This is a genomic window from Pseudomonas sp. B21-032, assembly GCF_024748965.1.
Taxonomy (GTDB): domain Bacteria; phylum Pseudomonadota; class Gammaproteobacteria; order Pseudomonadales; family Pseudomonadaceae; genus Aquipseudomonas.
In genome coordinates this window covers 595290-619099 of sequence record NZ_CP087180.1, presented here as the reverse complement: position 1 = coordinate 619099, position 23810 = coordinate 595290, and the positions used below count along the sequence as shown (strand labels likewise).

Below are 23810 nucleotides of genomic sequence, written 5' to 3'. Positions count from 1 at the left end.
TGCCTGCCTATGACCGCGAACCTGCCCCCGCAACAACCCACGCCGGAAAACCATGACCACCTGCAACGCAGCCTGTCCAACCGCCATATCCAGCTGATCGCCATCGGTGGCGCCATCGGTACCGGGCTGTTCATGGGCTCGGGCAAGACCATCAGCCTTGCCGGCCCGTCGATCATCTTCGTCTACATGATCATCGGCTTCATGCTGTTCTTCGTCATGCGCGCCATGGGCGAGTTGCTGCTATCGAACCTCAACTACAAGTCGTTCATCGATTTTTCGGCCGACCTGCTCGGGCCCTGGGCCGGCTACTTCACCGGCTGGACCTACTGGTTCTGCTGGATCATCACCGGCATCGCCGACGTCATCGCGATATCGGCCTATTCGCAGTTCTGGTTCCCCGACCTGCCGCAGTGGGCGCCGGCGATTGCCTGTGTCGGCCTGCTGCTGTCGCTGAACCTGATCACGGTGAAGATGTTCGGCGAGATCGAGTTCTGGTTCGCCATGATCAAGATCATCGCCATCGTCGCCCTGGTCGGCACCGGCCTGTACATGGTCATGGCCGGCTTCCAGTCGCCGGCCGGACGCACCGCGGACCTTGCCAACCTGTGGAACGACCAGGGCATGTTCCCCCATGGCCTGATGGGCTTCTTTGCCGGTTTCCAGATTGCCGTGTTCGCCTTTGTCGGCATCGAACTGGTCGGCACCACCGCCGCCGAAGCGAAGAACCCGGAGCGCAACCTGCCACGGGCAATCAACTCGATCCCGATCCGCATCATCGTCTTCTACGTGCTGGCGCTGATCACCATCATGGCGGTGACGCCGTGGCGTGACGTGGTGCCGGGCAAGAGCCCGTTCGTGGAGCTGTTCGTGCTCGCCGGCCTGCCGGCGGCGGCCAGCATCATCAACTTCGTGGTGCTGACCTCGGCGGCCTCGTCGGCCAACAGCGGCGTATTCTCCACCAGCCGCATGCTCTTCGGCCTGGCCCAGCAGGGGGATGCACCCAAGCGTTTCGAGCAGTTGTCCAAGCGCAGCGTGCCGGCCAGCGGCCTGCTGTTCTCGTGCACCTGCCTGTTGGCCGGGGCGCTGCTGATGTACGTGATTCCGGACCTGGTCGAAGCCTTCACCCTGGTGACCACGGTGTCGGCGATCCTGTTCATGTTCGTCTGGTCGCTGATCCTGCTGTCGTACCTGAACTACCGCAAACAGCGCGCCGCGCTGCACCAGGCCTCGAAGTACAAGATGCCTGGCGGGCGCTTGATGTGCTGGGTGTGCCTGGCGTTCTTCGCCTTCATCCTGGTGCTGCTGAGCCTTGAGCACGACACCCGCCAGGCGCTGATCGTCACGCCGTTGTGGTTCGTGCTGCTGACCGTCACTTACCAGTTTGTGCGGCGCAATCGTCAGGCCCAGCCCGAAGGCCTCGGCTCGCGCCAGGGCTGATCAGCCCTCGCTGGCCTCAAGTAACTTGGCCAGTACCGCGTCGGCCTCCTTGCGTTGGGCCGGCGTCGGTGCCTGGGCAAACTGGCTGCGGCCGTTGAGGGTCAGGTAGGCATTGTCGCCGTCACCCCAGATGTACGAATAGACCAGCATGAAGCTGTCGGAGTCGGCGGCGCAGTACGGCGCGACACTGCGCAGTGGCGCCAGCATGGAGATCATCGCCCCGTAGTTTTCGCTGAACTGCAGCAGGGCGAAGCGCCACACGCCGGTTTTTTCGTCGTACTCCGATAGCGAGCCGTAACGGCTGCCGCCGGCGATCTGGCTAAGGGTCTCGGCCGGCATCGGCCGCAGGTCGTCTGTATCGACCTTGCCGCCACCGTACATTTCCTTGCTATCGAACCACTGCTGCCAGTCAGTGAATGCCGCGGCCTCGCCCGGCCGGGCGGCCATGACCGTGGCGTACTGCGCCTTGGTCATGCTGCAGCGAAAATACAGCGAGGACGGCTCACTGGCTTGTACCTGCCCCATCGCGGCCCACACGCCGGCCATCACCATCCCTGCACGGGCGAATCTGTTCATTGTCGTCATCCCTGAACTGCGTTCAAAGGCGGCGATGATACCTGCGCGAACCAAAGCTGTGCAGACTTGTTTGCCGCGCACCGGGCACAGCGCCATCACGGTGCAAGCATGCTCGCCCGCCATCGCCAATCGCCGTGCAAACCCCGCCCCAGACAGCTGCGCGCCACTCGGCACAGCCCTTGCTAACGCTCTTGGGCGAAGTCGCCATCTGCCCAACAGAACATCCGATTCCATGGAGAGAGCACTATGAAGCGTCGCAGTCTGATCAAGGCCTTTACCCTCAGCGCGTCCATCGCGGCGATGGGCCTGAGCTGGAGCATCCAGGCCGCCGAGACCATCAAGGTCGGCATCCTGCATTCGCTGTCGGGGACCATGGCGATTTCCGAGACTTCGCTCAAGGACATGGCCCTGATGACCATCGAGCAGATCAACGCCAAGGGCGGGGTCAACGGCAAGCTGCTGGAACCGGTGGTGGTCGACCCGGCGTCGAACTGGCCGCTGTTCGCCGAAAAGGGCCGCCAGTTGCTGACCCAGGACAAGGTCGCGGTGGTGTTCGGCTGCTGGACCTCGGTGTCGCGCAAGTCGGTGCTGCCGGTGTTCGAAGAGCTCAACGGTCTGCTGTTCTACCCGGTGCAGTACGAAGGCGAAGAGATGTCGCCGAACGTCTTCTACACCGGTGCCGCGCCCAACCAGCAGGCGATCCCGGCAGTGGAGTACCTGATGAGCGAAGACGGCGGCGCCGCCAAGCGCTACTTCCTGCTCGGTACCGACTACGTCTACCCGCGCACCACCAACAAGATTTTGCGCGCCTTCCTGCACAGCAAGGGCGTGGCCGACAAGGACATCGAAGAGGTGTACACGCCGTTCGGCCACAGCGACTACCAGACCATCGTCGCCAACATCAAGAAGTTCTCTGCTGGCGGCAAGACCGCGGTGATCTCCACGGTCAACGGCGACTCCAACGTGCCGTTCTACAAGGAGCTGGCCAACCAGGGCCTGAAAGCCACCGACGTGCCGGTGGTGGCCTTCTCGGTAGGCGAGGAAGAACTGCGCGGCATCGACACCAAGCCGCTGGTGGGACACCTGGCGGCGTGGAACTACTTCGAATCGGTGGATAACCCGGTCAACAGCCAGTTCGTCGTCGACTGGAAAGCCTACGCCAAGGCCAAGAACCTGCCGGGCGCCGACAAGGCGGTGACCAACGACCCGATGGAGGCCACCTACGTCGGCATCCACATGTGGGCCCAGGCGGTCGAGAAAGCCAAGTCCACCGATGTCGACAAAGTCCGCGAAGCCCTGGCCGGGCAGACCTTCAAGGCGCCATCGGGCTACACCCTGACCATGGACAAGAGCAACCACCACCTGCACAAGCCGGTAATGATCGGCGAGATCCAGGATAACGGCCAGTTCAGTGTGGTCTGGGAAACCGAGCAACCGCTGCGAGCGCAGCCGTGGAGCCCGTTCATTCCAGGTAACGACAAGCGGCCGGATTATGCGGTGAAGGGCAACTGAGCCCATCGCGGGTCAAGTCGAGTCGTCGCACCGCCGCTCCCACTGCAGGAGCGGCGGTGCGACGACTCGACTTGACCCGCGATGCGGCCGTACAGCACACCACAAGGAAACCGTCATGTCCAAGGCCCTCCTGTGCCTTTTCCTCAGCCTCCTGCTGTTGCCCCTGACTGCCCAGGCCAGCGACGCAGACTACTTCATCGCCGCCAAGGCCAATGAGCAGGCGCGCCTGCTCCAGGACTGGGCGGCGCAACCGGACCCGGCCCGCCTTGAGCTGCTAAGCGCCCTGCAACAAGGCCGCATCGCCGCCGGCGACACCCGCAAGCTGCGCCTGAACAACCGCCTGCGCGGGCTTGTGGATAACGCCCTGGCCAGCCATCAGTTGCTCAGCGCAGATAGCACAGTGCGCCTGGCGGCTGCCCAGCAACTGCAAAAAAGTGCGCAGCCGGCCCAGGTCGCCTTCCTCGACCGGCGCTTCGCCAGCGAAGCAGACGCCGCCGTGCATGCCGCCCTCGGCCTGGCCCTGGCCAACCTGCAACTGGTCGACAGCGACCCGGCGGTACGCCTGGCCGCGGTGCGCCTGCTCGGCGAAACCGGCGATCCCATGGCCCGCACGCGCCTGGAGGCCTTGCTCACACCCGGTGTCGAAAACAACGCCGGGGTGCGCACCGCCGCCGAAACCAGCCTGGCCCAGGTCAAGCGCAAGCTGTTGTTCGGCGAGTTGCTCGGCCAGGCCTTCAGCGGCCTGTCGCTAGGCTCGATTCTGCTGCTCGCGGCCTTGGGCCTGGCGATCACCTTCGGCCTGCTCGGGGTGATCAACATGGCCCACGGCGAGATGCTCATGCTCGGCGCCTACGCCACTTACGTGGTGCAGATACTGGTGCAGCGCTACGCCCCCGGGGCCATCGAGTTCTACCCGCTGATTGCCCTGCCGGTGGCCTTCGCTGTCAGCGCCGGGGTCGGCATGCTGCTGGAGCGCACGGTGATCCGCCACCTGTACGGGCGGCCACTGGAAACCCTGCTGGCGACCTGGGGCATCAGCCTGATCCTGATCCAGGCCATCCGCCTGCTGTTCGGCGCGCAGAACGTCGAAGTGGCCAACCCGGCCTGGCTTTCCGGTGGCCTTCAGGTGCTGCCCAACCTGGTGCTGCCCTACAGCCGCCTGGTGATCATCGCCTTCGCCCTGTTCGTGGTGCTGCTGACCTGGTTGCTGCTCAACCGCACGCGCCTGGGTCTGAACGTGCGCGCGGTCACCCAGAACCGCAACATGGCCGCCTGCTGCGGGGTGCCCACCGGGCGGGTGGACATGCTCGCCTTTGGTCTCGGCTCGGGGATCGCCGGGCTCGGCGGCGTGGCCCTGAGCCAGATCGGCAACGTCGGTCCTGACCTGGGCCAGAGCTACATCATCGACTCGTTCCTGGTGGTGGTGCTCGGCGGCGTCGGCCAGTTGGCCGGCAGCCTCTGGGCGGCCTTCGGCCTGGGCATCGCCAACAAGCTGCTGGAGCCGCAGATTGGTGCGGTGCTCGGCAAGATCCTCATCCTTGCGCTGATCATTCTGTTCATCCAGAAACGCCCGCAAGGCCTCTTCGCGCTCAAGGGACGGGTAATCGACTGATGAACCAGCCTCTGCTTGTAACCGCCAGCCAGAAGGCCGGCCCGCGCTGGACCCTGGCCATCGGCGCCGCTGTGCTGCTGGTGCTGCTGGCCCTGCCCGTGTTGTCGCTGCTGCCCGCCGGGCACAGCCTGCAGGTCTCGGCCTACACACTGACCCTGGTCGGCAAGATCCTCTGCTACGCCATCGTCGCCCTGGCCCTGGACCTGGTCTGGGGCTACGCCGGGCTGCTGTCGCTGGGCCATGGCCTGTTCTTCGCCCTCGGCGGCTATGCCATGGGCATGTACCTGATGCGCGAAGCGGCCGCTGATGGCTTGCCGGCGTTCATGACCTTCCTGTCGTGGAGCGAGCTGCCCTGGTACTGGGCCGGCACCCAGCACTTTGCCTGGGCCCTGTGCCTGGTGGTGCTGGCGCCGGGGTTGCTGGCGCTGGTGTTCGGCTTTTTCGCCTTCCGCTCGCGGATCAAGGGCGTGTACTTCTCGATCATGACCCAGGCCCTGACCTTCGCCGGCATGCTGCTGTTCTTTCGCAACGAAACCGGCTTTGGCGGCAACAACGGCTTCACCAACTTTCGCAGCATCCTCGGCTTTGAAATCACTGCGCAAAGCACCCGCGCAGTGTTGTTCCTGCTTACCGTCGCCTTGCTGGTGGCCAGCCTGTACCTGGGCTGGCGCCTGGCCCGGAGCAAGTTCGGCCGGGTATTGACCGCGCTGCGCGATGCCGAGAACCGGCTGATGTTCTGCGGCTACGATCCGCGTGGTTTCAAGCTGTTCGTCTGGGTCTTGAGTGCGGTGCTGTGCGGCCTGGCCGGGGCCCTGTACGTGCCGCAAGTAGGCATCATCAACCCCAGCGAAATGTCGCCGACCAACTCCATCGAAGCTGCGGTGTGGGTGGCCCTCGGCGGGCGCGGCACGCTGATCGGGCCGCTGCTGGGCGCCGGGCTGGTCAACGGCATGAAAAGCTGGTTCACCGTGGCCTTTCCCGAGTACTGGCTGTTCTGCCTGGGTGCGCTGTTCATCCTGGTGACCCTGTACCTGCCACGGGGCGTGGTCGGTCTGCTGAAGAAAAGGGGCGAACAATGAGAGCCATCCCGCTAGCGCCGGTGCACCCGGAATTCATGCTTGAACCGATCCTCGACGCCGGCAGCGGCCGCGATGCCATCGGCCTTGGCCAGCGCCGCGGCGAAGGCCTGGACGTGCGTCACGGCACGGTGCTGACCCTGGAAGACATCAACGTCAGCTTCGACGGCTTCAAGGCGCTCAACAGCCTCAACCTGTACATCGGCGTCGGTGAACTGCGCTGCATCATCGGCCCCAACGGCGCTGGCAAGACCACGCTGATGGACGTGATCACCGGCAAGACCCGGCCCACCAGCGGCAAGGCCTGGTTCGGCGACACCCTGGACCTGACGCGCATGAGCGAAGTGCAGATTGCCCAGGCCGGGATCGGCCGCAAGTTCCAGAAGCCGACAGTGTTCGAGGCGCTGAGCGTGTTCGAGAACCTGGAGCTGGCGCAGAAGGCCGACAAGTCGGTGCTGGCCAGCCTGGTTGCGCGCTTGAGCGGCGAGCAGCGCGACCGTATCGACGAGATCCTGCAGACCATTCGCCTGAGCGGCTCGGCCCAGCGCCAGGCCGGGTTGCTCTCCCATGGCCAGAAGCAGTTCCTCGAGATCGGCATGCTGCTCATGCAAGACCCGCAATTGCTACTGCTCGATGAGCCGGTGGCGGGCATGACCGATGCCGAAACCGAGTTCACCGCCGAACTGTTCAAGCGCCTGGCCGGCAAGCATTCGCTGATGGTGGTCGAGCACGACATGGGCTTTGTCGGCAGCATCGCCGACCACGTCACCGTGCTGCACCAGGGCAGTGTGCTGGCCGAAGGCTCGCTGGAGCAGGTACAGGCGGATGACCGGGTAATCGAGGTTTATCTGGGGCGATGAGGCCAACACAGGACGACAACATGCTGAAAATCGATTCCCTGCACCAATACTACGGCGGCAGCCACATCCTGCGCGGCTTGTCGTTCGAGGCCAAAGTCGGCGAGATCACCTGCCTGCTTGGGCGCAACGGCGTCGGCAAGACCACCCTGCTGCGCTGCCTGATGGGCCTGCTGCCCACCCGTGAAGGCAGCGTGCACTGGGAAGGCCAGGCAATCACTACGCTCAAGCCGCACCAGCGGGTGCACGCCGGTATCGCCTACGTGCCCCAGGGCCGGGAGATCTTCCCGCGTCTGACGGTCGAGGAGAACCTGCTGATGGGCCTGTCGCGCTTCGGCGCCGGCCAGGCCAAGAGAGTGCCTGCGTTCATCTACGAGCTGTTCCCGGTACTGGAGCAGATGAAGCAGCGCCGTGGCGGCGACCTCTCCGGCGGCCAGCAACAACAACTGGCCATCGGCCGTGCCCTGGCCAGCCAGCCGCGGCTGCTGATCCTCGACGAACCCACCGAGGGCATCCAGCCTTCAGTGATCAAGGAGATCGGCGCGGTGATCGCCAAGCTGGCTGCCCGTGGCGACATGGCGATCCTGCTGGTCGAGCAGTTCTACGACTTTGCCGCCGAGCTTGCCGACCAGTATCTGGTGATGTCACGCGGCGAAATCATCCAGGCCGGGCGTGGCGAAAATATGCAAGCCGAGGGTGTGCGCGGCCTGGTAACCATTTAACCTGAGCCGATCACTGTGCCCCTGTTCGAGACCCTGCCATGACCTACCTGCTGCGCGATGCTGTGCCTGCCGACCTGCCGGGCATTCGCGAGATCTACAACGATGCCGTGCTCAACACCACGGCGATCTGGAACGAACAAGCGGTCGACCTCGCCAACCGCCAGGCCTGGTTCGACGCCCGCCAGGCCCAGGGCTACCCGATCCTGGTGGCGGTCGACGCTGGCGAGCAGGTACTGGGCTATGCTTCGTTTGGCGACTGGCGGCCGTTTGAAGGCTTTCGCCATACCGTCGAGCACTCGGTGTACATTCGCAGCGACCAGCGCGGCAACGGCCTGGGCCCCAGGCTGATGCAAGCGCTGATCGAACGGGCCCGCGCCTGTAACAAGCACGTGATGGTCGCCGCCATCGAAAGCGGCAACAGCGCCTCGATTCGCCTGCACCAGCGCCTGGGCTTCACCCTCAACGGGCAGATGCCCCAGGTCGGGGTGAAGTTTGGCCGCTGGCTGGACCTGACCTTCATGCAGTTGATCCTCAACCCCGATGCCCCGCCGCCGACAATGGAGTGACGCCTGTGAATGCTGCGCAGCTCAACCGTGTAACCCATGAAAGCTTTGCCTATTACCGCGACGGCCTGGTGGCGTTGCTACTCGATGCCGTGCAACACGGGGCTTCGGTGGGGTTTCTGGCGGATATCGATGCGCAGCAGGCCGAGCACTACTTCGAAGAGGTGCGCCAGCGCCTGGTCAGCGGCGAGCTGTTGCTGTGGGTGGTGGGCAAGGACAAGGAAGTGCTCGGCAGTGTGCAGTTAGGGCTGTGCCTGAAACCCAACGGCTTGAACCGCGCCGAAGTGCAAAAGCTGCTGGTGCACAGTGCCGCGCGGCGTCGCGGCCTCGGCCAGCAACTGATCCAGGCGCTGGAACTGACGGCGCGGCAAAAGCAGCGCGGCATGCTTTACCTGGATACCGAGGCCGGCTCCGGGGCCGAGGACTTTTACCGCTCGCTGGGGTACAGCAAGGCGGGCGAAATTCCGGATTACGCCTGTGGCCCGGCTGGGGTTTATCGGGCGACGGCGTTGTACTACAAATTGCTTTAGGGACTCATCGCGGGGCAAGCCCGCTCCCACAGAGATTGTGTGATCCTGTAGAAGCGCCCCGCGATCAACCCTGCACAAACCGCCCCAGGCGCTGCCTGAGCATGCTGTTCTCGCTACGCAGCTGCTGCACTTCTTCCAGCAGCTCCAGCGCCAGCGCCACCCCTTCCCACTCCAGTTGCAAATCGTGATGCAGTTTGGCCGCGCGCTTGGCCAGCACCGGCGCCTGATCGTCAAACAGCCAGTCTTCCGGCGTTCGCCCGGAAGGCTCGACAATGCCGTGTTCGACGATTTCGATCACGTAGGCCGCCGGCAGATCGGCTTCCTGACAGAGGGTCTGCATGTCCAGTTGAACGATCAGGGTACTGCTCATGATCAGCTACTCCATTGTGTCCTCGGGTTGAACGCAGCCTTTTCCGACAACTTGCTCCACAGCTCACGGGCAGCGGCATCGGACTGGCTCGGCATCACCACCTTCAATTGCGCATACAGGTCGCCACGCTGGCCCTGCTTGTTGCTCAGGCCCATGCCCTTGATCCGCAGGCGCTGGCCGTTCTGGCTGTCCGGACGGATGGTCAGGTTGACCTTGCCGGTCAGGGTCGGCATCTCGACCTTGGTGCCCAATGCGGCTTCCCACGGTGCCAGCGGCACGGTGATGATCAGGTCATGACCTTCGACATCGAACAGCGGGTGCGGTGCCATGCGAATGGTCAGGAACAGGTCGCCATTGGCGCCGCCACCAACGCCCGGGGCACCCTGGCCCTTGAGGCGGATCTTCTCGCCGTCGCTGACGCCGGCCGGGATCTTCACGTTCAAGGTCTTGGTGGTGAAGCCGGTGCGCTGGCCGCTGGCGTTGTGCTGCGGCACCTGGAAGCTGATCTGCTTGGATTCGCTGGACAGGGTTTCCTCAAGGAAAATCGCCAGTTCCATTTCCACGTCCTGCCCCCGCCGTCCGGCACTGCGTTGCTGGCCGCGGCCAAAAGGATTGCCGTTGCCACTGCGCGAACCGAAGATCGAGCTGAAGAAATCGGAAAAATCGCCACCGTCGCCGAAGCCCTCGGCACCTGCCGAACCACGGCTTTGCCAGCCCGGCGGGCCCTGGAACGGCCGGCCATGCTGGCCGTACTTGCGCAGCTCGTCGTACTCGGCGCGTTTTTCCGGGCTGCTCAGGGCTTCATAGGCCTCGTTGGCCTCCTTGAATTTCTCCTCGGCGTCACGCTCTTTGCTGACGTCGGGGTGATACTTGCGCGCAAGCTTGCGGTAGGCGGTCTTGATCGCCTTGTCATCCGCAGTGGGCTCAACGCCAAGAATCTTGTAATAGTCTTTGAAGTCCATCTAAGGAATCACCATGGGTTAATCGAATGCTTGTGTAGATTGGGGTCAAGCATAGCCTTTCAAGGTGCCCATGGGTTTGCCGCAAAGCAGATAATCGGTCTTGATTCTGCTGCCAGCTGGCATAAACTGCGCGGCCGTTTTTCCCCGGAAGTACAATCCATGAGTCAAGCATCCCCGGCCCGTGCCTGCGGCATCGACTTCGGCACCTCCAACTCCACCGTCGGCTGGCACCGCCCGGGCGTGGAGTCGTTGATCGCCCTGGAAGACGGCAAGATCACCCTGCCGTCGGTGGTGTTCTTCAACATCGAGGAGCGCCGCCCGGTGTACGGCCGCCTGGCCCTGCACGAATACCTCGAAGGCTATGAAGGCCGCCTGATGCGCTCGCTCAAGAGCCTGCTGGGTTCCAAGCTGATCAAGCACGACACCAGCGTGCTGGGCACCGCGCTGCCGTTCAAGGACCTGCTGGGCATGTTCATCGGCGAGCTGAAAAAGCGCGCCGAGGCCAATGCCGGCCGCGCCTTCGACGAGGTAGTGCTGGGCCGCCCGGTGCATTTCGTCGATGACGACCAGGCCGCCGACCAGGAAGCCGAGGACACCCTGGCAGAAGTGGCGAAAAAAATCGGCTTCAAGGACGTCTCGTTCCAGTACGAACCGATTGCCGCCGCATTCGACTACGAGTCGAGCATCCAGGGCGAAGAGCTGGTGCTGATCGTCGACATCGGCGGTGGTACCTCGGACTTCTCCCTGGTACGCCTGGCCCCGGAGCGGCACATGCTCGACGACCGCCAGCAGGACATCCTCGCCACCGGCGGCGTGCACATCGGCGGTACCGACTTCGACAAGCAGCTGAGCCTGCAGGGCGTGATGCCGCTGTTCGGCTACGGCAGCCGGATGAAAAGCGGCGCCTTCATGCCCACCAGCCACCACATGAACCTGGCCACCTGGCACACCATCAACTCGGTGTACTCGCAAAAATCCCAGCTGGCCCTGGGCAGCATGCGCTACGACATCGAAGACACCGACGGCATCGACCGCCTGTTCAAGCTGATCGAACAGCGCGCCGGGCACTGGCTGGCGATGGAAGTGGAAGAGACCAAGATCGAACTGACCCACAACGACCGCCGCCTGGTCGACCTCAAGCGGGTGCAGCCGGGGCTCAGCGTCGATCTGACCCGGGCGCTGTTCGAAGAGTCGATCGACAACCTGCTCGAGCGCGTGCGCGGCAGTGTCAGCGAGCTGCTGGCCAAGGCCGGCGTGGGTGTGGCGCAGGTCGATACGGTGTTCTTCACCGGCGGCTCCAGCGGCATTCCGGCGCTGCGCCAGAGCGTGGCGGCGATGCTGCCCAATGCCCGGCATGTCGAAGGCAACATCTTTGGCAGCATTGGCAGCGGCTTGGCGATCGAGGCGCGCAAGCGGTACGGCTGAAAAACTATCGCGGGGCGACGCCTCGACTTGCCCCGCGATAAAATTCACACCAGCTCTTGCTGGCGCAACTCACTCTTCAGGTAGGCGTAGTAAATCGGCCCGGCCACCACCCCCGGCAGCCCGAACGCCGCCTCACACACCAGCATCGCCAGCAGCAACTCCCACGACTTGGCACTGATCTGCCCGCCAACGATCCGCGCATTGAGGAAGTACTCGACCTTGTGGATAACGATCAGATAACCCAGCGCCGCCATCGCCACCCAGATCGACAATGACAGACCGACGATGGTGATCAGGGTGTTGGACATCAGGTTGCCGATCACCGGCAGCAGGCCGAGCAGGAAGGTCAGCACGATCAGGGTCTTGGTCAGCGGCAGGTGCACACCGAACAGCGGCAGCACCACGGCGAGGAAGATGCCGGTGAAGAAGGTGTTGAGCAGGGAAATCTTGATCTGCGCAAAGACGATGTTGCGAAACGCCTGCACCAAAAGCGCCAGGCGGTTGAACAGCGCCGCCGCCAGGGGCTTGCGCTTGGAGATGTCGGGAATGCGCTGCAAGGCGACGATGGCGCCGAGGATCATGCCGATCAGCAAGGTGACGAACATGTGCGCCGCGCCCTTGCCCACCAGTTGCAGCTCGCCCAGGTGGGTCTTGAGCCATTCGCCGATGGCCACCTTGAACTCCGAGGCACTGGCCGGCAGGTAGGCGTCGATGAACGGCGGCAGTTGCCCGCGCGCCTGGTCGACCAGGAGCATGAACTTGTCCAGCGATGCCCCGGGGTTTTCAGCCTCGTGCAGCAAAAAACTGATGGCGCCGGCAAACAGCAAGGTCAGGGTGCTGACCACCAGAGTGCCGAGCAGCGCGACCGCCAGCCAGCGCGCCCGTTGCCCGGCAATCAGGTGCTGCAGCTTGGGTGTGAGCATGTTGACCAGTTCGAACACCAGCAGCCCGGCCAACAGGCTTGGCAGCAACTTGAGCGGCAACACCAGCAACAGGCCGGTGAAGACGATGATCCAACTGGCCAGGGTGATCTGGCGCTGAGTAAAGGTCATACAACCTCGAAAGGCGACGGCATGGAAAACCGGCAGTCTGCCAGCCTTCGCCCGGCAGGCATAGTGGCACGCAGCGGCGTTGCGGCTGGTAATGCCGCCCTGATGTTTCTATGATTGCCGCCCCCAATGGAATGGCGGCGCCGCGCTGGCGCATTCGCAGGCAGGCGAAACAGGAATCCCTCTGTGCCTTCCCACCTTCAAGGCACAGAGTTCAAAACCATGCGCAAACTGCTTGTCCTGCTTCCCCTGTTGCTGCTTGGCGGCTGTTCGGAAGATTTCGCCACCCTGCATTTCGCCCAGCCGGTAAGCGCCTACTATGGCGACCTCAAACAGCAGTACGGCGATGACCTGTACCAGGCCATCCTGAAACTCGGTATCGACCCGAAGGACATCGAGGTCGAACTCGACAATGACCACCGCCAGGACTTGCTCATCAGCGTCTCGCGCTCGCTCGATGCCGGTAAGCGTCAGGCCCTGCGCGAGTTGTTCGACGAAATCCCCCGGGCCCGAGCGGCCACGTCCTGGGAAGTCGACGTCACCCTTGAACCGCAGTCACTGGAGCCCCAGTACCAGGTCTGGCGCGAGGCGCTGGAAAAGATCAAGGGCCCGGTCACCCTCGAGATCAAGCTTGGCAGCCGTATCGAAGCGCTTTCCACCGCCCCCCTCATGGACAGCATCCAGGCCGCCGAGAAAAAAAGCGAAGTGTCGAGCATCATCACCTGCCACGTGCTGGCCGAAGTCTCGCGCGGGCCATTCAAGCTCAGGTCGATCGTGCAGCTCGAGGAAGGCCCGTCGGAACGTGCGCAGGTGGTCATCGAGTACGGTCAGATGCGTTATGCCACGGTGCCTGCACAGTTCGACTTCAAGGACCCGGTCCTGAAGGAACGAATCCGTAATGGCCAGATCAAGGCCTGGCAAGCCGAACGGACCCTGCAGCGCAATCCGTACGGCCCGTTCGAGATGGCCTTCGAAATCGGCTCGCTGGGCAAGCAGAGCGTTAACCTCTACTCAGGCACCGACCAGCGCATCAGCATGCTCCAGAGTGACTGCCGGGAGCTGGCCGACCACGCCGGCCGGCCGTTCTCGCTGTTTATCGGCCAGGGCCTGGACCGGCTGGAGTCGGTGACTTACGCCAACTGACGCAGGTTACTTTTTCTTCAGGCAGTCGCTCATGTACGCCTTGCGCTCATCACCCTTGAGCGCTTTGGTGGTGGCGTCGGCGTTGCAGGTTTTCATTTTGTCCTGCTGGGTCGCAGGCTTGGCTTTCAGGCAGGTGCTCATGAACGCCTTGCGCTCGTCGCCCTTGAGCGCCTTGGTGGTGGCGTCGGCGTTACAGGTTTTCATTTTCTCCTGTTGCGCCGTGGCGGCAAATCCTTGGGAACACATCAGCAAACCGAGCAACAGCAACGGCACACGCACCATCTTCATGGCGTTTTCTCCTGGTCGCTGCGCACCACGCGCAGCCTTGGCCGAAGTGTAGACAAATATTCTTACAAACCTCCAGCGCGAGCCTGCCGCCGGTACTGCTCCGGGGTGCAATGGGCCTGGCGCTGGAACATGGCGATAAATGCCGAGGCGCTGCTGTAGCCCAGGTCGAAGGCAATCTGCTGGGTCGGCAGGTTCTGCTCAAGGGCCTCGATGGCACGCAAAAAGCGCAGGCGCAGGCGCCATTCGCCAAAGCTCATGCCCAGCTCGCGAATGAACTGCCGGGCCAGGGTGCGTTCGCTGACATGCACGCTGGCCGCCCAATGGCCGAGCGGGCGATTGTCGCCAGGCTCGGCGTGCAGCGCCTGCAATACTTCAGCCAAACCGGCGCTGCAGGCGTAGGGCAGGTAACAGGTCTGGGCCGGGGCGCGGCGCAGTTGGTCAACCAGGACCTGGGCCAGGCGCCGGTCGGCTTCATCTTCAGGCACCTTGACGTCACGGGCGGCAAAATCGCCGAGTATGGCTTTGAGTATGTCGCTGATCACCAAGGTGCAAGGCTCACCTGGCAGCCCTTTGCACACCTCGCGATCCAGGTACACCGAGCGATAGACAATGGCCTGGGGGTTGTAGCAGCTGTGCTCGGTATCGGGCGGCACCCACACCGCATAGTGCGGCGGCGAGATGAAGCGCTGGCCGGCGATCTCCAGGTGCATGATGCCGTGGGCCGCATAGTTGAGCTGGCCCCAGGCGTGCCGGTGGGCGGCACTGTGGGTGTCGGCGCCGAATTCGTCATAGCGAAAGTACACCGGGGCCGGCAAGGTCTCGAATTGCGGGATGTTCAGGTACTTTATCGGCATGCTGTCTGGATCTATGCGCAGGTTGTCTGGATACAAGTATAAGCAACGGGACAGACAAGCGGATAATTGCCGCCTGTATCCTCAAGAGTTCCCGTTTCATGAATTATGCGTTTCCGTTGCTGGCAATCTTCATCTGGGCCGGCAATACCGTGGTCACCAAGATGTCCGCCGGGGCGATCTTCCCGGCCGAGATCGGTTTCTATCGCTGGCTGCTGGCCGGCCTGCTGTTCACCCCCTTCCTGCTGCGCCCGGTGCTGCGCAACTGGGCAGCCATCGGCCCGAACCTGGGCAAGATCTTCATCCTCGGCGTGCTCGGCATGGCGGTGTACCAGAGCCTGGCCTACTTCGCCGCCGCCATCACCAGCGCCACCAACATGGGCATCATCCTCTCGCTGATGCCGTTGATGTCCCTGGCCCTGGCGATCATCAGCCTCGGCCAGCGGCTGACCATCGGCGCGCTGATTGGCGCCGTGGTGTCGTTTGTCGGTGTGCTGGTGGTGGTCTCGGCCGGTGATCTGGCGACGTTGGTGCAACACGGCGTAAACAGTGGCGATGCGCTGATGCTGATTGCCACCCTGGCCTATGCGGTGTACAGCACCCTGCTGAAAAAGTGGCAGTTGCGCATCGCGCCGCTGCAATTGCTGTACCTGCAGGTGCTGGTGGCGATCATCGTGCTGTTTCCGCTGTTCGTGTTTTCACCGAAGACCGGCCTGGGCGCTGGCAATATCGGCCTGGTGATCTATGCCTGCGTACTGGCCTCGATGATCGCGCCGCTGGCCTGGATGCAGGCGGTCAGCCGCCTCGGCCCGAGCCGCACGACGCTGTTCTTCAACCTGCTGCCAGCAGTCACGGCAGTGATCGCCGCCATGGTGCTGGGCGAGCAACTGGCGCTCTATCACCTGGTCGGCGGGGTGTTGACCCTGGTCGGGGTGATCCTCGCCGAACGCTGGAAAACACCCCTGCACCGCCGCGCTACAGCCCCGCAGCCTTGAGCCTGGCGGCATGCTCGGTGAACAGCCGTACCGGCTCCGCGCCCTTGCCTACCGCCCCTAGCGACTGGTTGACGATGTCCAGGTGATCGAGCGGATAGTCATCGCCGATCACCTGGCCCAGGTGTGAACTGAAGCGCCCGACCATGCCGTCGCACTGGCCCTTTTCCCGTACGAAGGTGCGGGCGAACAGGCGGCAGAAGCGGTTGCTGCCATCCAGGCGGTTGAGACCGCGATCGGTCAGGCCCGGCTGCAAGGTGCCGGACCAGGAGTAGTAACGCACACCATTGACCTCGGCCGGACCCTCACCGCCCCAGGTCGTCGGCAAGCCCTGTGGATAAGCCTGGTTGAAGCGCGCCACGCCGGCACTGGTGAGCGACTGGTGCGAGGCGTGCACGTCGATCGGCAGTTTCGGTCCGCGCCAGCCGGTTTCCAGCCAACCCATCAATACCGCCAACCCGTGCAGCAAAGCCTTGAGCACACGGCCGCGGGCAGAGTGGGCGGGGTAATAGTCATGCAGGTGATCGGCCAGCTCCGAGCCGTGATTGGGCCCGGCAATCGAGGTGACCGAGGCCACCCATTCCGGCCGTTTGGCCGCCGCATAACGCGCGGTCAGGGCGCCCTGGCTGTGGCCGAGCAGGTTGACCTTGTCGGCGCCGGTACGCTGGCGGATATCGGCGATGATCAGCAGCAACTGCTCGCCGCGCACTTCGCAGGAGTTCAGCGGCGAAACCTGCACGGCAAACACCTGGGCACCGCCCCGGCGCAACGCCGAAACGATCCCGAACCAGTATGGATACAGCAGCAAGCGGACAAACCCGAGCATGCCCGGCACCAGCAGCAGTGGATAACGCGTGGCGAGCCCTTGGGCCATGGCTGCATTCCCCGTTCCGTGGACAGTCGGCCAACCCTACAGGCAATTCGATGGCAATCGCAATCGAACTCCCGCCGCTCGCTGGGGTTCCAAGCCAATAGACCCTCAGCAAGGAGCTCAACCATGTACAAGCATACCCTGGCCATTCTGCTGACCACCGCCACCCTGGCCGCCTGTGGCAGCCGGCCGGAGAACCCGGTGGACTACGTCACCTACCACGAGGAACCGCTGGTCAAGCAGGTCGAGAACGGCATGACCATGCAGCGGGTGATTGCCATTGGCGGCAGCCCCTCGACGGTGATCGACCTGCCCCATGGCGGTACCTGCAACAACTACATCCTCAACCGTGGCGGCAAGCAGCAGGCCTACTACGTGCGCTTCGACGCCACCGGCCATGTCGACGCCAAGGGCTTCAAGACCTGCGAACAACGCCAGGTCGACGACGATGCCGTCGACAAGGCCAAGGCCAAGCTATAAAACTTTTCCGCGTGCCGGGGACTCACAGCTTAAGTAACCAGCGCGCCGACAGAGCGTGAAGATCGATCCGTTTTCAGCCTGGAGATGATGATGAGCAACGTTGAACTGACCGATGTTAAAACCTTGCGCGAACGCGCCCGCCAGCATGTCGAGCAGGGCGCGGTGACCGAGGGTTACAGCGCCGACCGGGAGAAAATCCTGCGCCTGCTCAACGAGTCGCTGGCCACCGAGTGGGTCTGCGCCCTGCGCTACAAGCGCCACTACTACATGGCCAGCGGGATCAAGGCCAGTGTCGCCGCCGACGAATTCCTCGAACATGCCACCCAGGAGCTGCAGCATGCCGACAAGCTGGCCGAGCGCATTGTCCAGCTGGGCGGCGAGCCGGACCTGAACCCCGACAACCTGAGCAAGAACTCCCATGCCCAGTACGTCGCTGGCAACAACCTCAAGGAAATGGTCCTGGAAGACCTGATCGCCGAGCGGATCGCCATCGATAGCTACCGAGAGATCATCCAGTACATCGGCGAAAGCGACCCGACCACCCGGCGCATCTTCGAAGATATCCTGGCCCAGGAAGAAGAGCACGCCGACGACATGGCGGATTTACTGCAAGGTCTGTAGACCTTATCGCGGGTCAAGTCGAGCCGCCGCACCGCCGCCCCCACAATGGAACTGAGTGCACCAGACCTGTGGGAGCGGCGGTGCGACGACTCGACTTGACCCGCGATTGCTTCCCCTCAACCCGCCTTCACCGCCCGCGGCGCCTTGCCAGCCTTCATCTGCTCCAGCAATGGTGTGCACTGGTTGGGCACATCACCACTTGGCGCAATCAACGCCAGCAAGCCGGCTGCCGGGCCGGCAACCACGCCCAACGCCACCATCCCCGCACCCCGCAGCGCCAGCGGCAGCGCCTGCACGCCGGCACTGGGCTTGGCAAACGGCCCGCGCACATACAGCGGCGAGCGCAACGAGAACAGGCGCACGCCCTTGGATTCGGGGTTGATCTTCAGGTCCAGTTGCTCGCTGGCAAAGTTGGCCGTGCCATCGATGTAGATGATCGCGTTCTCGGTATCGAAGACGAACACCCGGGTCGTGGCCAAACCGTCCTTGATGCCGAAATTGGCTGCCGCGCAGTTGATCTTCACTTCCTTGTCGCCAAACAGCTTGCCGACCACGTAGTTGCCGACGTTGAGCCCGGCGATTTCCATCAGTCCGCGACTGATCGCACCGTCATTGATGAGCATCTTCAGGTCGCCATTGGCGGTGGCCAGCAAGGCTGCGACCGAGTTGCCGCGCCCACTGATGTCGGCGTCGCCATTGAGCTCGCCGAAGCTGGTCTTCATCGGCTCGAAGGTCGGGAACAGTTGCTTGAGCTTGAAGTTGCGCGCACTCAATTGCGCCCTGCCCTGCAACGGCACGCTACGGCCATCGAGGCGTACCTGGGCGTCGAGTTTGCCGCCGGCGATGCCAAAGCGCAGCGGCTCCAGGCGCAGCACACCGTCATCGAGGACGAAGTGGCTGGACAGGTCAGTGAACGGCAGCTCGGCACTGTGCACGATGCGCTTGCCGCTGAAGGTCACGTCGGCGTCCATGGTCCGCCAGCGTTCGGTACGAAACTCCTCGACCGGCAAGACCTTGCCTGCCGGTTGCTTGCTGGCACCGCCGCGAGCTTTCTGCTGGGCATTGGAGTCGGCGCCGATCAGCGGTGCGAGGTCTTTGAACAGCAACTGGTTGGAAACCAGCTTGCCGGTCAGCTTCGGCCTTGGCTGGCTGGAGACGAACGCCAGGTCGCCATGGATATCGCTGTCGCCTATCTTGCCGTTGAAGCCTTCATAGCGAAACACCGCGCCACCGGGTTCATGCAGCTTGGCGGTCAGATGACCGTCGGTGGCGTAGGGCGGCGAATCGGGCAGGGTCACGCCGGTCAGCGGATACAGGTTAGCGAGGCTTGCGCCCGACAGCCGCAGGCGCAGGTCGAGGGCACCGAGGTTGCGGGGGTCGGTGAGGGTGCCAGCCACGGCGATGCGGGTATCACCAATGGCCATGTCGGCTTGCAGCGGGAACGGTTGCGAGGCGTCCTGCAGGGCCAGCAAACCGCCGATCTTGCCGGTACCGGCCAATGCCTGGCCTTTGTAGCGACCCTTGAGTTTGAGGCCGAAGGCGTAGTCCTGGGCGGCACCGGCCTTTTGTGCCGAAGCCTTGCCGACGATATCGCTGAAAGGGATCGGCTTGCCCAGCGGGTCGATGAGCACGTCCAGCCGGGTCTTCAGGGTCTGGTCATCGAGGCTGACCTGGCCCTTGTCAAAGCCGATGGCGCCGATGTCCAGCACCCACTTCGACGGCTCTGCCTGCTCATCCTTGGGGCCGAAGTCGAAGGTCCAGTTGGCGCGACCATCGGCCAGGCGCTTGAGGCTGGCGGTCGGCTGGTTGAGGTCGATGCGCGGAATGACGATCTGCTGCAGCAGTAGCGGCAGCGGCGCCAGGCGGAACTCGACGCGCTTGAGGCCGACCATCTGCGGCTCTTTGAGCCAGTCGGGGTTGCCCAGGGTCAGGTCTTCGGCGATGAAGTGCGGCCATGGCAGCCAGGCGCGCCAACCACCCTGCTCCGGCTCGCGCTGCCAGCGCACCGCCAGGTTACCGTTGATGGCGAAGGGCCGGTGCAGCGCTTCGGACACCTTGGCATTAAGGGTGGGCTTGACCCGGTTCCAGTCGAAGGTGGCGATGACGACCACCAGCACCGCCAGCACCAGCAGCAGGCTGGCGAGGGTCCAGGTGATGATTTTGGCGGGGCGCGTCATTGCACGATTCTCCTGATGACTGCATGGCAAAAAGCGGGCGCGTTGAGGGCACTTATCTGTTCGGACTGATGAAACGCCGAGGGGTTTAATCGATTGGCCATGATAACCAGGTTTTTTCTGACCTTTTTCTCAACTTTTGTCGATTGTTAGCGTGTTCGCCGACCTCGGTAACGGCTCCGCCGCAGTTGCTCATGGCGCCACAAACCACGTTCTAGAGCGGCTGGCGCGAAGCATCAATTGCGTTGATTGTTACCATTATCTTTATGAACTTTTATCTGGCGTTTCCCGGCGTAGCATTGGCTCCGTACCCACTTTCCAGCCCCGCCGAGGAGCACCGAATCATGAAACGCCAATTACTGCTGAGCCTGTCCCTGTCCATCCTGGCCGCCAACGCCTTTGCCGTACCTGCCGCCGACCAGGCGCTGACCGCCGAAGCGCGTTCGAGCTCGACGGTCATTTCGCAACCGCTGAACCCGCTGGCCGAAGGTGGTTCCGATCGCCTGATCGACCGTAACAACCGCGTTGCCGAAGGTGGCTCCGATCGCCTGCTGGAACGTAACAACCGCGTTGCCGAAGGCGGTGCTGATCGCCTGAACGACCGGGTCAAAGTCGCCGAGGGTGGTGCTGATCGCCTGAAACAGTATTACAAAGTAGCCGAAGGTGGTTCTGACCGTCTGAAAGCACGTTTCGAGGTCGCAGAAGGTGGCTCTGATCGCCTGATCGAAAACCAACGCGCGAGCTGAAGCCTATGCCAGACAACAAGACACACCAGCGCTGTAGCAGCTCCCCTCCCAGCCCGGTCCATTGACCGGGCTTTGTTTTTCTGGCGCCAGGCTATTAGAGTGCAGGGCTGTTTCACTGCCTGCCGATACTTGCCATGCTGCCGCGCGCCGAACAAAAGCAACAGACCCGCCACGCCCTGCTGGATGCCGCCCGCAACCTGATGGAGAGCGGTCGAGGCTTCGGCAGCATCAGCCTGCGCGAAGTGGCAAAAACCGCAGGCATCGTCCCTACCGGTTTTTACCGGCACTTTACCGACATGGACCAACTGGGCCTGGCCCTGGTCAATGAAGTGGGCGAAACCTTCCGCCAGACCATCCGCCTGGTGCGCCAGAACGAATTCGAGCTGGGCGGCATCACCGACGCCTCGGTGCGGATCTTTCTCGATGTGGTGGCGGCCAACCGTGCCCAGTTCCTGTTTCTCGCCCGCGAGCAATATGGCGGTTCGCAACAAGTGCGCCAAGCCATCGGTACCCTGCGCCAGGGCATCAGCTCGGACCTGGCCACCGACCTTGCGCGCATGCCGCGCTGGCAGCATCTGGACGCCGCGGCCCTGGCGGTGATGGCTGACCTGGTGGTGAAAACCGTGTTCGCCACCCTGCCGGAGCTGATCGACGAGCCAAGCGACAACGCCGGTGAACCGATCAGCGCCCAGGAGAAGATCACCCAGCAGCTGCGCTTCATCTTTGTCGGTGCCAAGCACTGGCAGGGGCTCAGTGCGCTGTAGGCAGTCTGCTGTGCTGGCTGTACTGGCCTCATCGCGGGGCAAGCCCGCTCCTAGCCCGCGATGAGGCCGGCAAAGTCAGCGCCTTTTCCTGCTACCATTGCGCGCAAACGCACCGACCGCGACGAAATTTTCCATGCCCGACCTTCATACTGCCCAGCCTGAACTGCCCGCCCTGCTCGCCGAGGTCCAGGCGCACTTTGACCAGCGCATCGTGCCGCTGTGGCAAGGCCCGGGCTGGAATGCAGAGATGGCCCTGCCCTTCGAAGCCCTCGACCCGCAGCAGCAACCCATGCCGGTGCAACGCTACCGGGCCATGGCCTGCGCGCGCCAGCTGTACCTGTTCAGCAGCCGCATCGAGCAACCCGGCGCCAGCGAACGCGCCGCCGCGCTGTTTCGCTCGTTGCAGCGGCATTTCCATGATGCCGAGCACGGCGGCTGGTTCTACAGCATCGACGCCCAGGGCAAGCCGCTGGACCGGCGCAAAGACCTCTACACCCATGCCTTCATCGTCTTTGCCTGCGCGCATTACTGGGGCAAGGTGCATGAGCCACTGGTCGAATCGGCCCTCAATGCCGCGCTGGAAGTAGTAACCGAGCAGTTCGCCCGTGATGACGGCCTGTACGAGGCGAGCCTTGGCGAAGACTGGTCGGACCTGGCCAGCGGCCCGCTGCAGAACCCGCTGATGCATCTGGCCGAAGCCTTCCTCGCCACCCTCTCGGTGCGTGACGACGAGGCTGTCGAACAAGCCCTGCAAAGCCTGGCTGCGGCGATGCAAGCACACTTCATCGACCCCGTACACGGGGTGATGCTGGAGAAACCACGCGGGGCTGTGGATAACTGGTTCGAACCCGGTCACCAGTTCGAATGGTTCTACTTGCTGGAGTCTTCACCGCTGCTACGCGGTAGCGAGCTGCATGCCTCGCTCAGCCGCGCATTTGCCTATGCCGAACAGTGCGGTGTGAAGGACAGCACCGTGCTGGCCATGCTCAGCGCCGAGGGCCAAGTGCGCGACGCCACCCAGCGCATCTGGGCCCAGGCCGAATACCTGCGCGCCCTGACCTTGCGCCCGGCCAGCGCCGCCACGGTGCTGGGCCAGCTCAAGGCGTTGCAGCAGAACTTCCTGCATGCCGGTGGCTGGCACGAGTGCCGCGATGCCAGTGGCAAGGTCAGCCGCGCCGATATGCCGTCGACTACGCCTTACCACCTGGCGACTTGCCTGGAAGGGCTGCAGCGTCAGGTTTGACGCTGTCGCGGGTCAAGCCTTGCCTGAACGATCGATCGAGAACCCTGCCCACGCCTGGCTCACCGGCATCAGCTCAAGGCTGTTGATGTTGATGTGCGCTGGCTGGTTCATGATCCAGAAGATGGTCTCGGCGATATCCTGCGGCTGGATCGCCTCAGCGCCGGCATAAGTGGCATCGTAACGCGCCTGGTCGCCAGCGAAACGCACCAGCGAGAACTCGCTCTCGCACAGGCCCGGCTCGATATTGCTAACCCGCACGCCAGTGCCCTGCAGGTCGCAGCGCAGGCTCAGCGAGAACTGCCCGACGAACGCCTTGGTGCCGCCATACACATGGCTACCCGGATAGGGGTAGTTGCCGGCTACCGAGCCGACGTTGAGGATGGTCGCGCCACGGCCGTGGGCGATCAGCCGCGGCAGCAGCAGGCGGGTGCTGTACATCAGGCCCTTGATGTTGGTGTCGACCATGGTTTCCCAGTCGTCCAGATCGCACTTGGGCGCCGGGTCGGCGCCCAGGGCCAGGCCTGCATTGTTGATCAGCCCGCGCAGCTTGGCGAACGACGGTGGCAGGTTGTTGATGGCTTCTTCCATGGCCTTGCGGTCACGCACGTCGAGTACCAGGCCGTGCACTTCGGTTTGTTGCGACAGCTCGGCACACAGCGCTTCCAGGCGCTCCTGACGGCGACCGGTCAGCACCAGCGACCAACCGGCTTGCGCAAAACGACGGGCGCAGGCTTCGCCGAAGCCGGAAGTTGCGCCAGTGATGAATACGGTAGAGGTCATGCGGGTCTCCTTGATGAGGCTGATCACAGGGGTTGCAGCATGCCCGCGGCCGCGTTCGGCAGCAAGCAATTCGCATCACTGTACAAAAAACGATCAAAGCTGTGAAAGCCCCGGTATAGAAGGCCTGCGGCAAGCTTTACGCATGTTATCCACAAGCCCTTCCACA

The 23810-nt window shown here is 63.4% G+C and carries 25 protein-coding genes; 16 read left to right on the top strand and 9 right to left on the bottom strand.

The window, feature by feature from the left end; genetic code table 11:
* Positions 1-9: 9 nt before the first annotated feature.
* Complete coding sequence (gene cycA / locus LOY54_RS02735; protein ID WP_213602587.1) at positions 10-1437, top strand: D-serine/D-alanine/glycine transporter; 1428 nt, start codon at positions 10-12, stop codon at positions 1435-1437.
* Here the strand turns inward: cycA and LOY54_RS02730 are convergent, their stop codons facing one another.
* Entirely contained in the window at positions 1438-2013 is a 576-nt protein-coding gene (locus tag LOY54_RS02730) for a hypothetical protein (protein WP_230090917.1), read from the bottom strand. It abuts the gene before it with no gap.
* Between the two features lie 246 nt (positions 2014-2259).
* On the opposite strand from LOY54_RS02730, the gene urtA reads away from it, so the two are divergent.
* The 7 genes from urtA (at position 2260) to LOY54_RS02695 (ending at position 8885) form a co-directional block, all read left to right on the top strand.
* On the top strand, positions 2260-3525 hold the full coding sequence (gene urtA, locus LOY54_RS02725; protein ID WP_258609152.1) for an urea ABC transporter substrate-binding protein: 1266 nt from the start codon (positions 2260-2262) through the stop codon (positions 3523-3525).
* A gap of 115 nt (positions 3526-3640) precedes the next feature.
* On the top strand, positions 3641-5137 hold the full coding sequence (gene urtB / locus LOY54_RS02720; RefSeq protein ID WP_093376623.1) for an urea ABC transporter permease subunit UrtB: 1497 nt from the start codon (positions 3641-3643) through the stop codon (positions 5135-5137).
* Positions 5137-6216, top strand: a complete 1080-nt coding sequence (gene urtC, locus LOY54_RS02715) for an urea ABC transporter permease subunit UrtC (protein ID WP_045196943.1) — start codon at positions 5137-5139, stop codon at positions 6214-6216. Before urtB ends, urtC begins: the two co-directional genes overlap by 1 nt.
* Positions 6213-7073: an urea ABC transporter ATP-binding protein UrtD gene (gene urtD, locus LOY54_RS02710; protein ID WP_371128632.1), complete on the top strand. Its 861-nt coding sequence runs from the start codon at positions 6213-6215 to the stop codon at positions 7071-7073. Before urtC ends, urtD begins: the two co-directional genes overlap by 4 nt.
* A 20-nt stretch (positions 7074-7093) precedes the next feature.
* Positions 7094-7792 (top strand): urea ABC transporter ATP-binding subunit UrtE, encoded by a 699-nt coding sequence (urtE, locus tag LOY54_RS02705; protein ID WP_258609150.1) that lies wholly within the window; start codon positions 7094-7096, stop codon positions 7790-7792.
* A 38-nt stretch (positions 7793-7830) separates the two neighbouring features.
* Positions 7831-8358, top strand: coding sequence for a GNAT family N-acetyltransferase (locus LOY54_RS02700; RefSeq protein ID WP_258609148.1), 528 nt, complete (start codon positions 7831-7833; stop codon positions 8356-8358).
* Between the two features lie 5 nt (positions 8359-8363).
* Positions 8364-8885 (top strand): GNAT family N-acetyltransferase, encoded by a 522-nt coding sequence (locus LOY54_RS02695; protein WP_258609147.1) that lies wholly within the window; start codon positions 8364-8366, stop codon positions 8883-8885.
* 64 nt (positions 8886-8949) lie between these two features.
* Here LOY54_RS02695 and LOY54_RS02690 read toward each other — a convergent pair whose 3' ends face one another.
* Complete coding sequence (locus LOY54_RS02690) at positions 8950-9255, bottom strand: chaperone modulator CbpM (protein WP_045196932.1); 306 nt, start codon at positions 9253-9255, stop codon at positions 8950-8952.
* 2 nt (positions 9256-9257) lie between these two features.
* Complete coding sequence (cbpA, locus tag LOY54_RS02685) at positions 9258-10217, bottom strand: curved DNA-binding protein (protein WP_258609145.1); 960 nt, start codon at positions 10215-10217, stop codon at positions 9258-9260.
* Positions 10218-10376: 159 nt separating this feature from the next.
* Here cbpA and LOY54_RS02680 point away from each other — a divergent pair, with 159 nt between their 5' ends.
* Positions 10377-11642 carry an Hsp70 family protein gene (locus tag LOY54_RS02680; protein WP_195885570.1) on the top strand — a complete coding sequence of 422 codons (1266 nt, stop codon included), beginning with the start codon at positions 10377-10379 and terminating at the stop codon, positions 11640-11642.
* A 44-nt stretch (positions 11643-11686) separates the two neighbouring features.
* On the opposite strand, the gene LOY54_RS02675 is transcribed toward LOY54_RS02680, so the two are convergent.
* Positions 11687-12694, bottom strand: coding sequence for an AI-2E family transporter (locus LOY54_RS02675; protein WP_045196927.1), 1008 nt, complete (start codon positions 12692-12694; stop codon positions 11687-11689).
* Between the two features lie 219 nt (positions 12695-12913).
* Here LOY54_RS02675 and LOY54_RS02670 point away from each other — a divergent pair, with 219 nt between their 5' ends.
* Positions 12914-13834 carry a hypothetical protein gene (locus LOY54_RS02670; RefSeq protein ID WP_258609142.1) on the top strand — a complete coding sequence of 307 codons (921 nt, stop codon included), beginning with the start codon at positions 12914-12916 and terminating at the stop codon, positions 13832-13834.
* A 6-nt stretch (positions 13835-13840) separates the two neighbouring features.
* Here the strand turns inward: LOY54_RS02670 and LOY54_RS02665 are convergent, their stop codons facing one another.
* Both LOY54_RS02665 and LOY54_RS02660 read right to left on the bottom strand, forming a co-directional pair.
* Entirely contained in the window at positions 13841-14122 is a 282-nt protein-coding gene (locus LOY54_RS02665) for a PsiF family protein (protein ID WP_045196923.1), read from the bottom strand.
* A gap of 62 nt (positions 14123-14184) precedes the next feature.
* Complete coding sequence (locus LOY54_RS02660; protein WP_258609140.1) at positions 14185-14976, bottom strand: helix-turn-helix transcriptional regulator; 792 nt, start codon at positions 14974-14976, stop codon at positions 14185-14187.
* Positions 14977-15074: 98 nt separating this feature from the next.
* On the opposite strand from LOY54_RS02660, the gene LOY54_RS02655 reads away from it, so the two are divergent.
* On the top strand, positions 15075-15968 hold the full coding sequence (locus LOY54_RS02655; protein ID WP_258609138.1) for a DMT family transporter: 894 nt from the start codon (positions 15075-15077) through the stop codon (positions 15966-15968).
* Here the strand turns inward: LOY54_RS02655 and LOY54_RS02650 are convergent.
* Positions 15949-16839, bottom strand: coding sequence for a triacylglycerol lipase (locus tag LOY54_RS02650; RefSeq protein ID WP_258609136.1), 891 nt, complete (start codon positions 16837-16839; stop codon positions 15949-15951). The genes LOY54_RS02655 and LOY54_RS02650 overlap by 20 nt on opposite strands.
* Positions 16840-16962: 123 nt before the next feature.
* Between LOY54_RS02650 and osmE the strand changes: the two genes are divergently transcribed.
* Both osmE and LOY54_RS02640 read left to right on the top strand, forming a co-directional pair.
* The gene (gene osmE / locus LOY54_RS02645; protein ID WP_258609135.1) at positions 16963-17316 is read left to right on the top strand and encodes an osmotically-inducible lipoprotein OsmE; all 354 of its coding nucleotides are present in this window, start codon (positions 16963-16965) and stop codon (positions 17314-17316) included.
* Positions 17317-17406: 90 nt separating this feature from the next.
* Positions 17407-17937, top strand: a complete 531-nt coding sequence (locus LOY54_RS02640) for a bacterioferritin (protein WP_045196913.1) — start codon at positions 17407-17409, stop codon at positions 17935-17937.
* 116 nt (positions 17938-18053) lie between these two features.
* On the opposite strand, the gene LOY54_RS02635 is transcribed toward LOY54_RS02640, so the two are convergent.
* Positions 18054-20114, bottom strand: coding sequence for an AsmA family protein (locus tag LOY54_RS02635; protein WP_258609134.1), 2061 nt, complete (start codon positions 20112-20114; stop codon positions 18054-18056).
* 341 nt (positions 20115-20455) lie between these two features.
* Between LOY54_RS02635 and LOY54_RS02630 the strand changes: the two genes are divergently transcribed.
* From LOY54_RS02630 to LOY54_RS02620, 3 genes are all read left to right on the top strand, one after another.
* The gene (locus tag LOY54_RS02630; RefSeq protein WP_045196909.1) at positions 20456-20857 is read left to right on the top strand and encodes a hypothetical protein; all 402 of its coding nucleotides are present in this window, start codon (positions 20456-20458) and stop codon (positions 20855-20857) included.
* Between the two features lie 134 nt (positions 20858-20991).
* Positions 20992-21621, top strand: coding sequence for a TetR family transcriptional regulator (locus tag LOY54_RS02625; protein WP_258609133.1), 630 nt, complete (start codon positions 20992-20994; stop codon positions 21619-21621).
* Between the two features lie 133 nt (positions 21622-21754).
* Complete coding sequence (locus LOY54_RS02620) at positions 21755-22864, top strand: AGE family epimerase/isomerase (protein WP_258609132.1); 1110 nt, start codon at positions 21755-21757, stop codon at positions 22862-22864.
* A 12-nt stretch (positions 22865-22876) separates the two neighbouring features.
* On the opposite strand, the gene LOY54_RS02615 is transcribed toward LOY54_RS02620, so the two are convergent.
* Complete coding sequence (locus LOY54_RS02615; protein WP_093376681.1) at positions 22877-23644, bottom strand: SDR family oxidoreductase; 768 nt, start codon at positions 23642-23644, stop codon at positions 22877-22879.
* Positions 23645-23810 lie beyond the last annotated feature (166 nt).

Coding starts and splice junctions, on each gene's coding strand:
- cycA (WP_213602587.1), top strand. CDS start 10: ATGACCGCGAACCTGCCCCCGCAACAACCCACGCCGGAAAACCATGAC.
- LOY54_RS02730 (WP_230090917.1), bottom strand. CDS start 2,013: ATGAACAGATTCGCCCGTGCAGGGATGGTGATGGCCGGCGTGTGGGCC.
- urtA (WP_258609152.1), top strand. CDS start 2,260: ATGAAGCGTCGCAGTCTGATCAAGGCCTTTACCCTCAGCGCGTCCATC.
- urtB (WP_093376623.1), top strand. CDS start 3,641: ATGTCCAAGGCCCTCCTGTGCCTTTTCCTCAGCCTCCTGCTGTTGCCC.
- urtC (WP_045196943.1), top strand. CDS start 5,137: ATGAACCAGCCTCTGCTTGTAACCGCCAGCCAGAAGGCCGGCCCGCGC.
- urtD (WP_371128632.1), top strand. CDS start 6,213: ATGAGAGCCATCCCGCTAGCGCCGGTGCACCCGGAATTCATGCTTGAA.
- urtE (WP_258609150.1), top strand. CDS start 7,094: ATGCTGAAAATCGATTCCCTGCACCAATACTACGGCGGCAGCCACATC.
- LOY54_RS02700 (WP_258609148.1), top strand. CDS start 7,831: ATGACCTACCTGCTGCGCGATGCTGTGCCTGCCGACCTGCCGGGCATT.
- LOY54_RS02690 (WP_045196932.1), bottom strand. CDS start 9,255: ATGAGCAGTACCCTGATCGTTCAACTGGACATGCAGACCCTCTGTCAG.
- cbpA (WP_258609145.1), bottom strand. CDS start 10,217: ATGGACTTCAAAGACTATTACAAGATTCTTGGCGTTGAGCCCACTGCG.
- LOY54_RS02680 (WP_195885570.1), top strand. CDS start 10,377: ATGAGTCAAGCATCCCCGGCCCGTGCCTGCGGCATCGACTTCGGCACC.
- LOY54_RS02675 (WP_045196927.1), bottom strand. CDS start 12,694: ATGACCTTTACTCAGCGCCAGATCACCCTGGCCAGTTGGATCATCGTC.
- LOY54_RS02670 (WP_258609142.1), top strand. CDS start 12,914: ATGCGCAAACTGCTTGTCCTGCTTCCCCTGTTGCTGCTTGGCGGCTGT.
- LOY54_RS02665 (WP_045196923.1), bottom strand. CDS start 14,122: ATGAAGATGGTGCGTGTGCCGTTGCTGTTGCTCGGTTTGCTGATGTGT.
- LOY54_RS02660 (WP_258609140.1), bottom strand. CDS start 14,976: ATGCCGATAAAGTACCTGAACATCCCGCAATTCGAGACCTTGCCGGCC.
- LOY54_RS02655 (WP_258609138.1), top strand. CDS start 15,075: ATGAATTATGCGTTTCCGTTGCTGGCAATCTTCATCTGGGCCGGCAAT.
- LOY54_RS02650 (WP_258609136.1), bottom strand. CDS start 16,839: ATGGCCCAAGGGCTCGCCACGCGTTATCCACTGCTGCTGGTGCCGGGC.
- osmE (WP_258609135.1), top strand. CDS start 16,963: ATGTACAAGCATACCCTGGCCATTCTGCTGACCACCGCCACCCTGGCC.
- LOY54_RS02640 (WP_045196913.1), top strand. CDS start 17,407: ATGAGCAACGTTGAACTGACCGATGTTAAAACCTTGCGCGAACGCGCC.
- LOY54_RS02635 (WP_258609134.1), bottom strand. CDS start 20,114: ATGACGCGCCCCGCCAAAATCATCACCTGGACCCTCGCCAGCCTGCTG.
- LOY54_RS02630 (WP_045196909.1), top strand. CDS start 20,456: ATGAAACGCCAATTACTGCTGAGCCTGTCCCTGTCCATCCTGGCCGCC.
- LOY54_RS02625 (WP_258609133.1), top strand. CDS start 20,992: ATGCTGCCGCGCGCCGAACAAAAGCAACAGACCCGCCACGCCCTGCTG.
- LOY54_RS02620 (WP_258609132.1), top strand. CDS start 21,755: ATGCCCGACCTTCATACTGCCCAGCCTGAACTGCCCGCCCTGCTCGCC.
- LOY54_RS02615 (WP_093376681.1), bottom strand. CDS start 23,644: ATGACCTCTACCGTATTCATCACTGGCGCAACTTCCGGCTTCGGCGAA.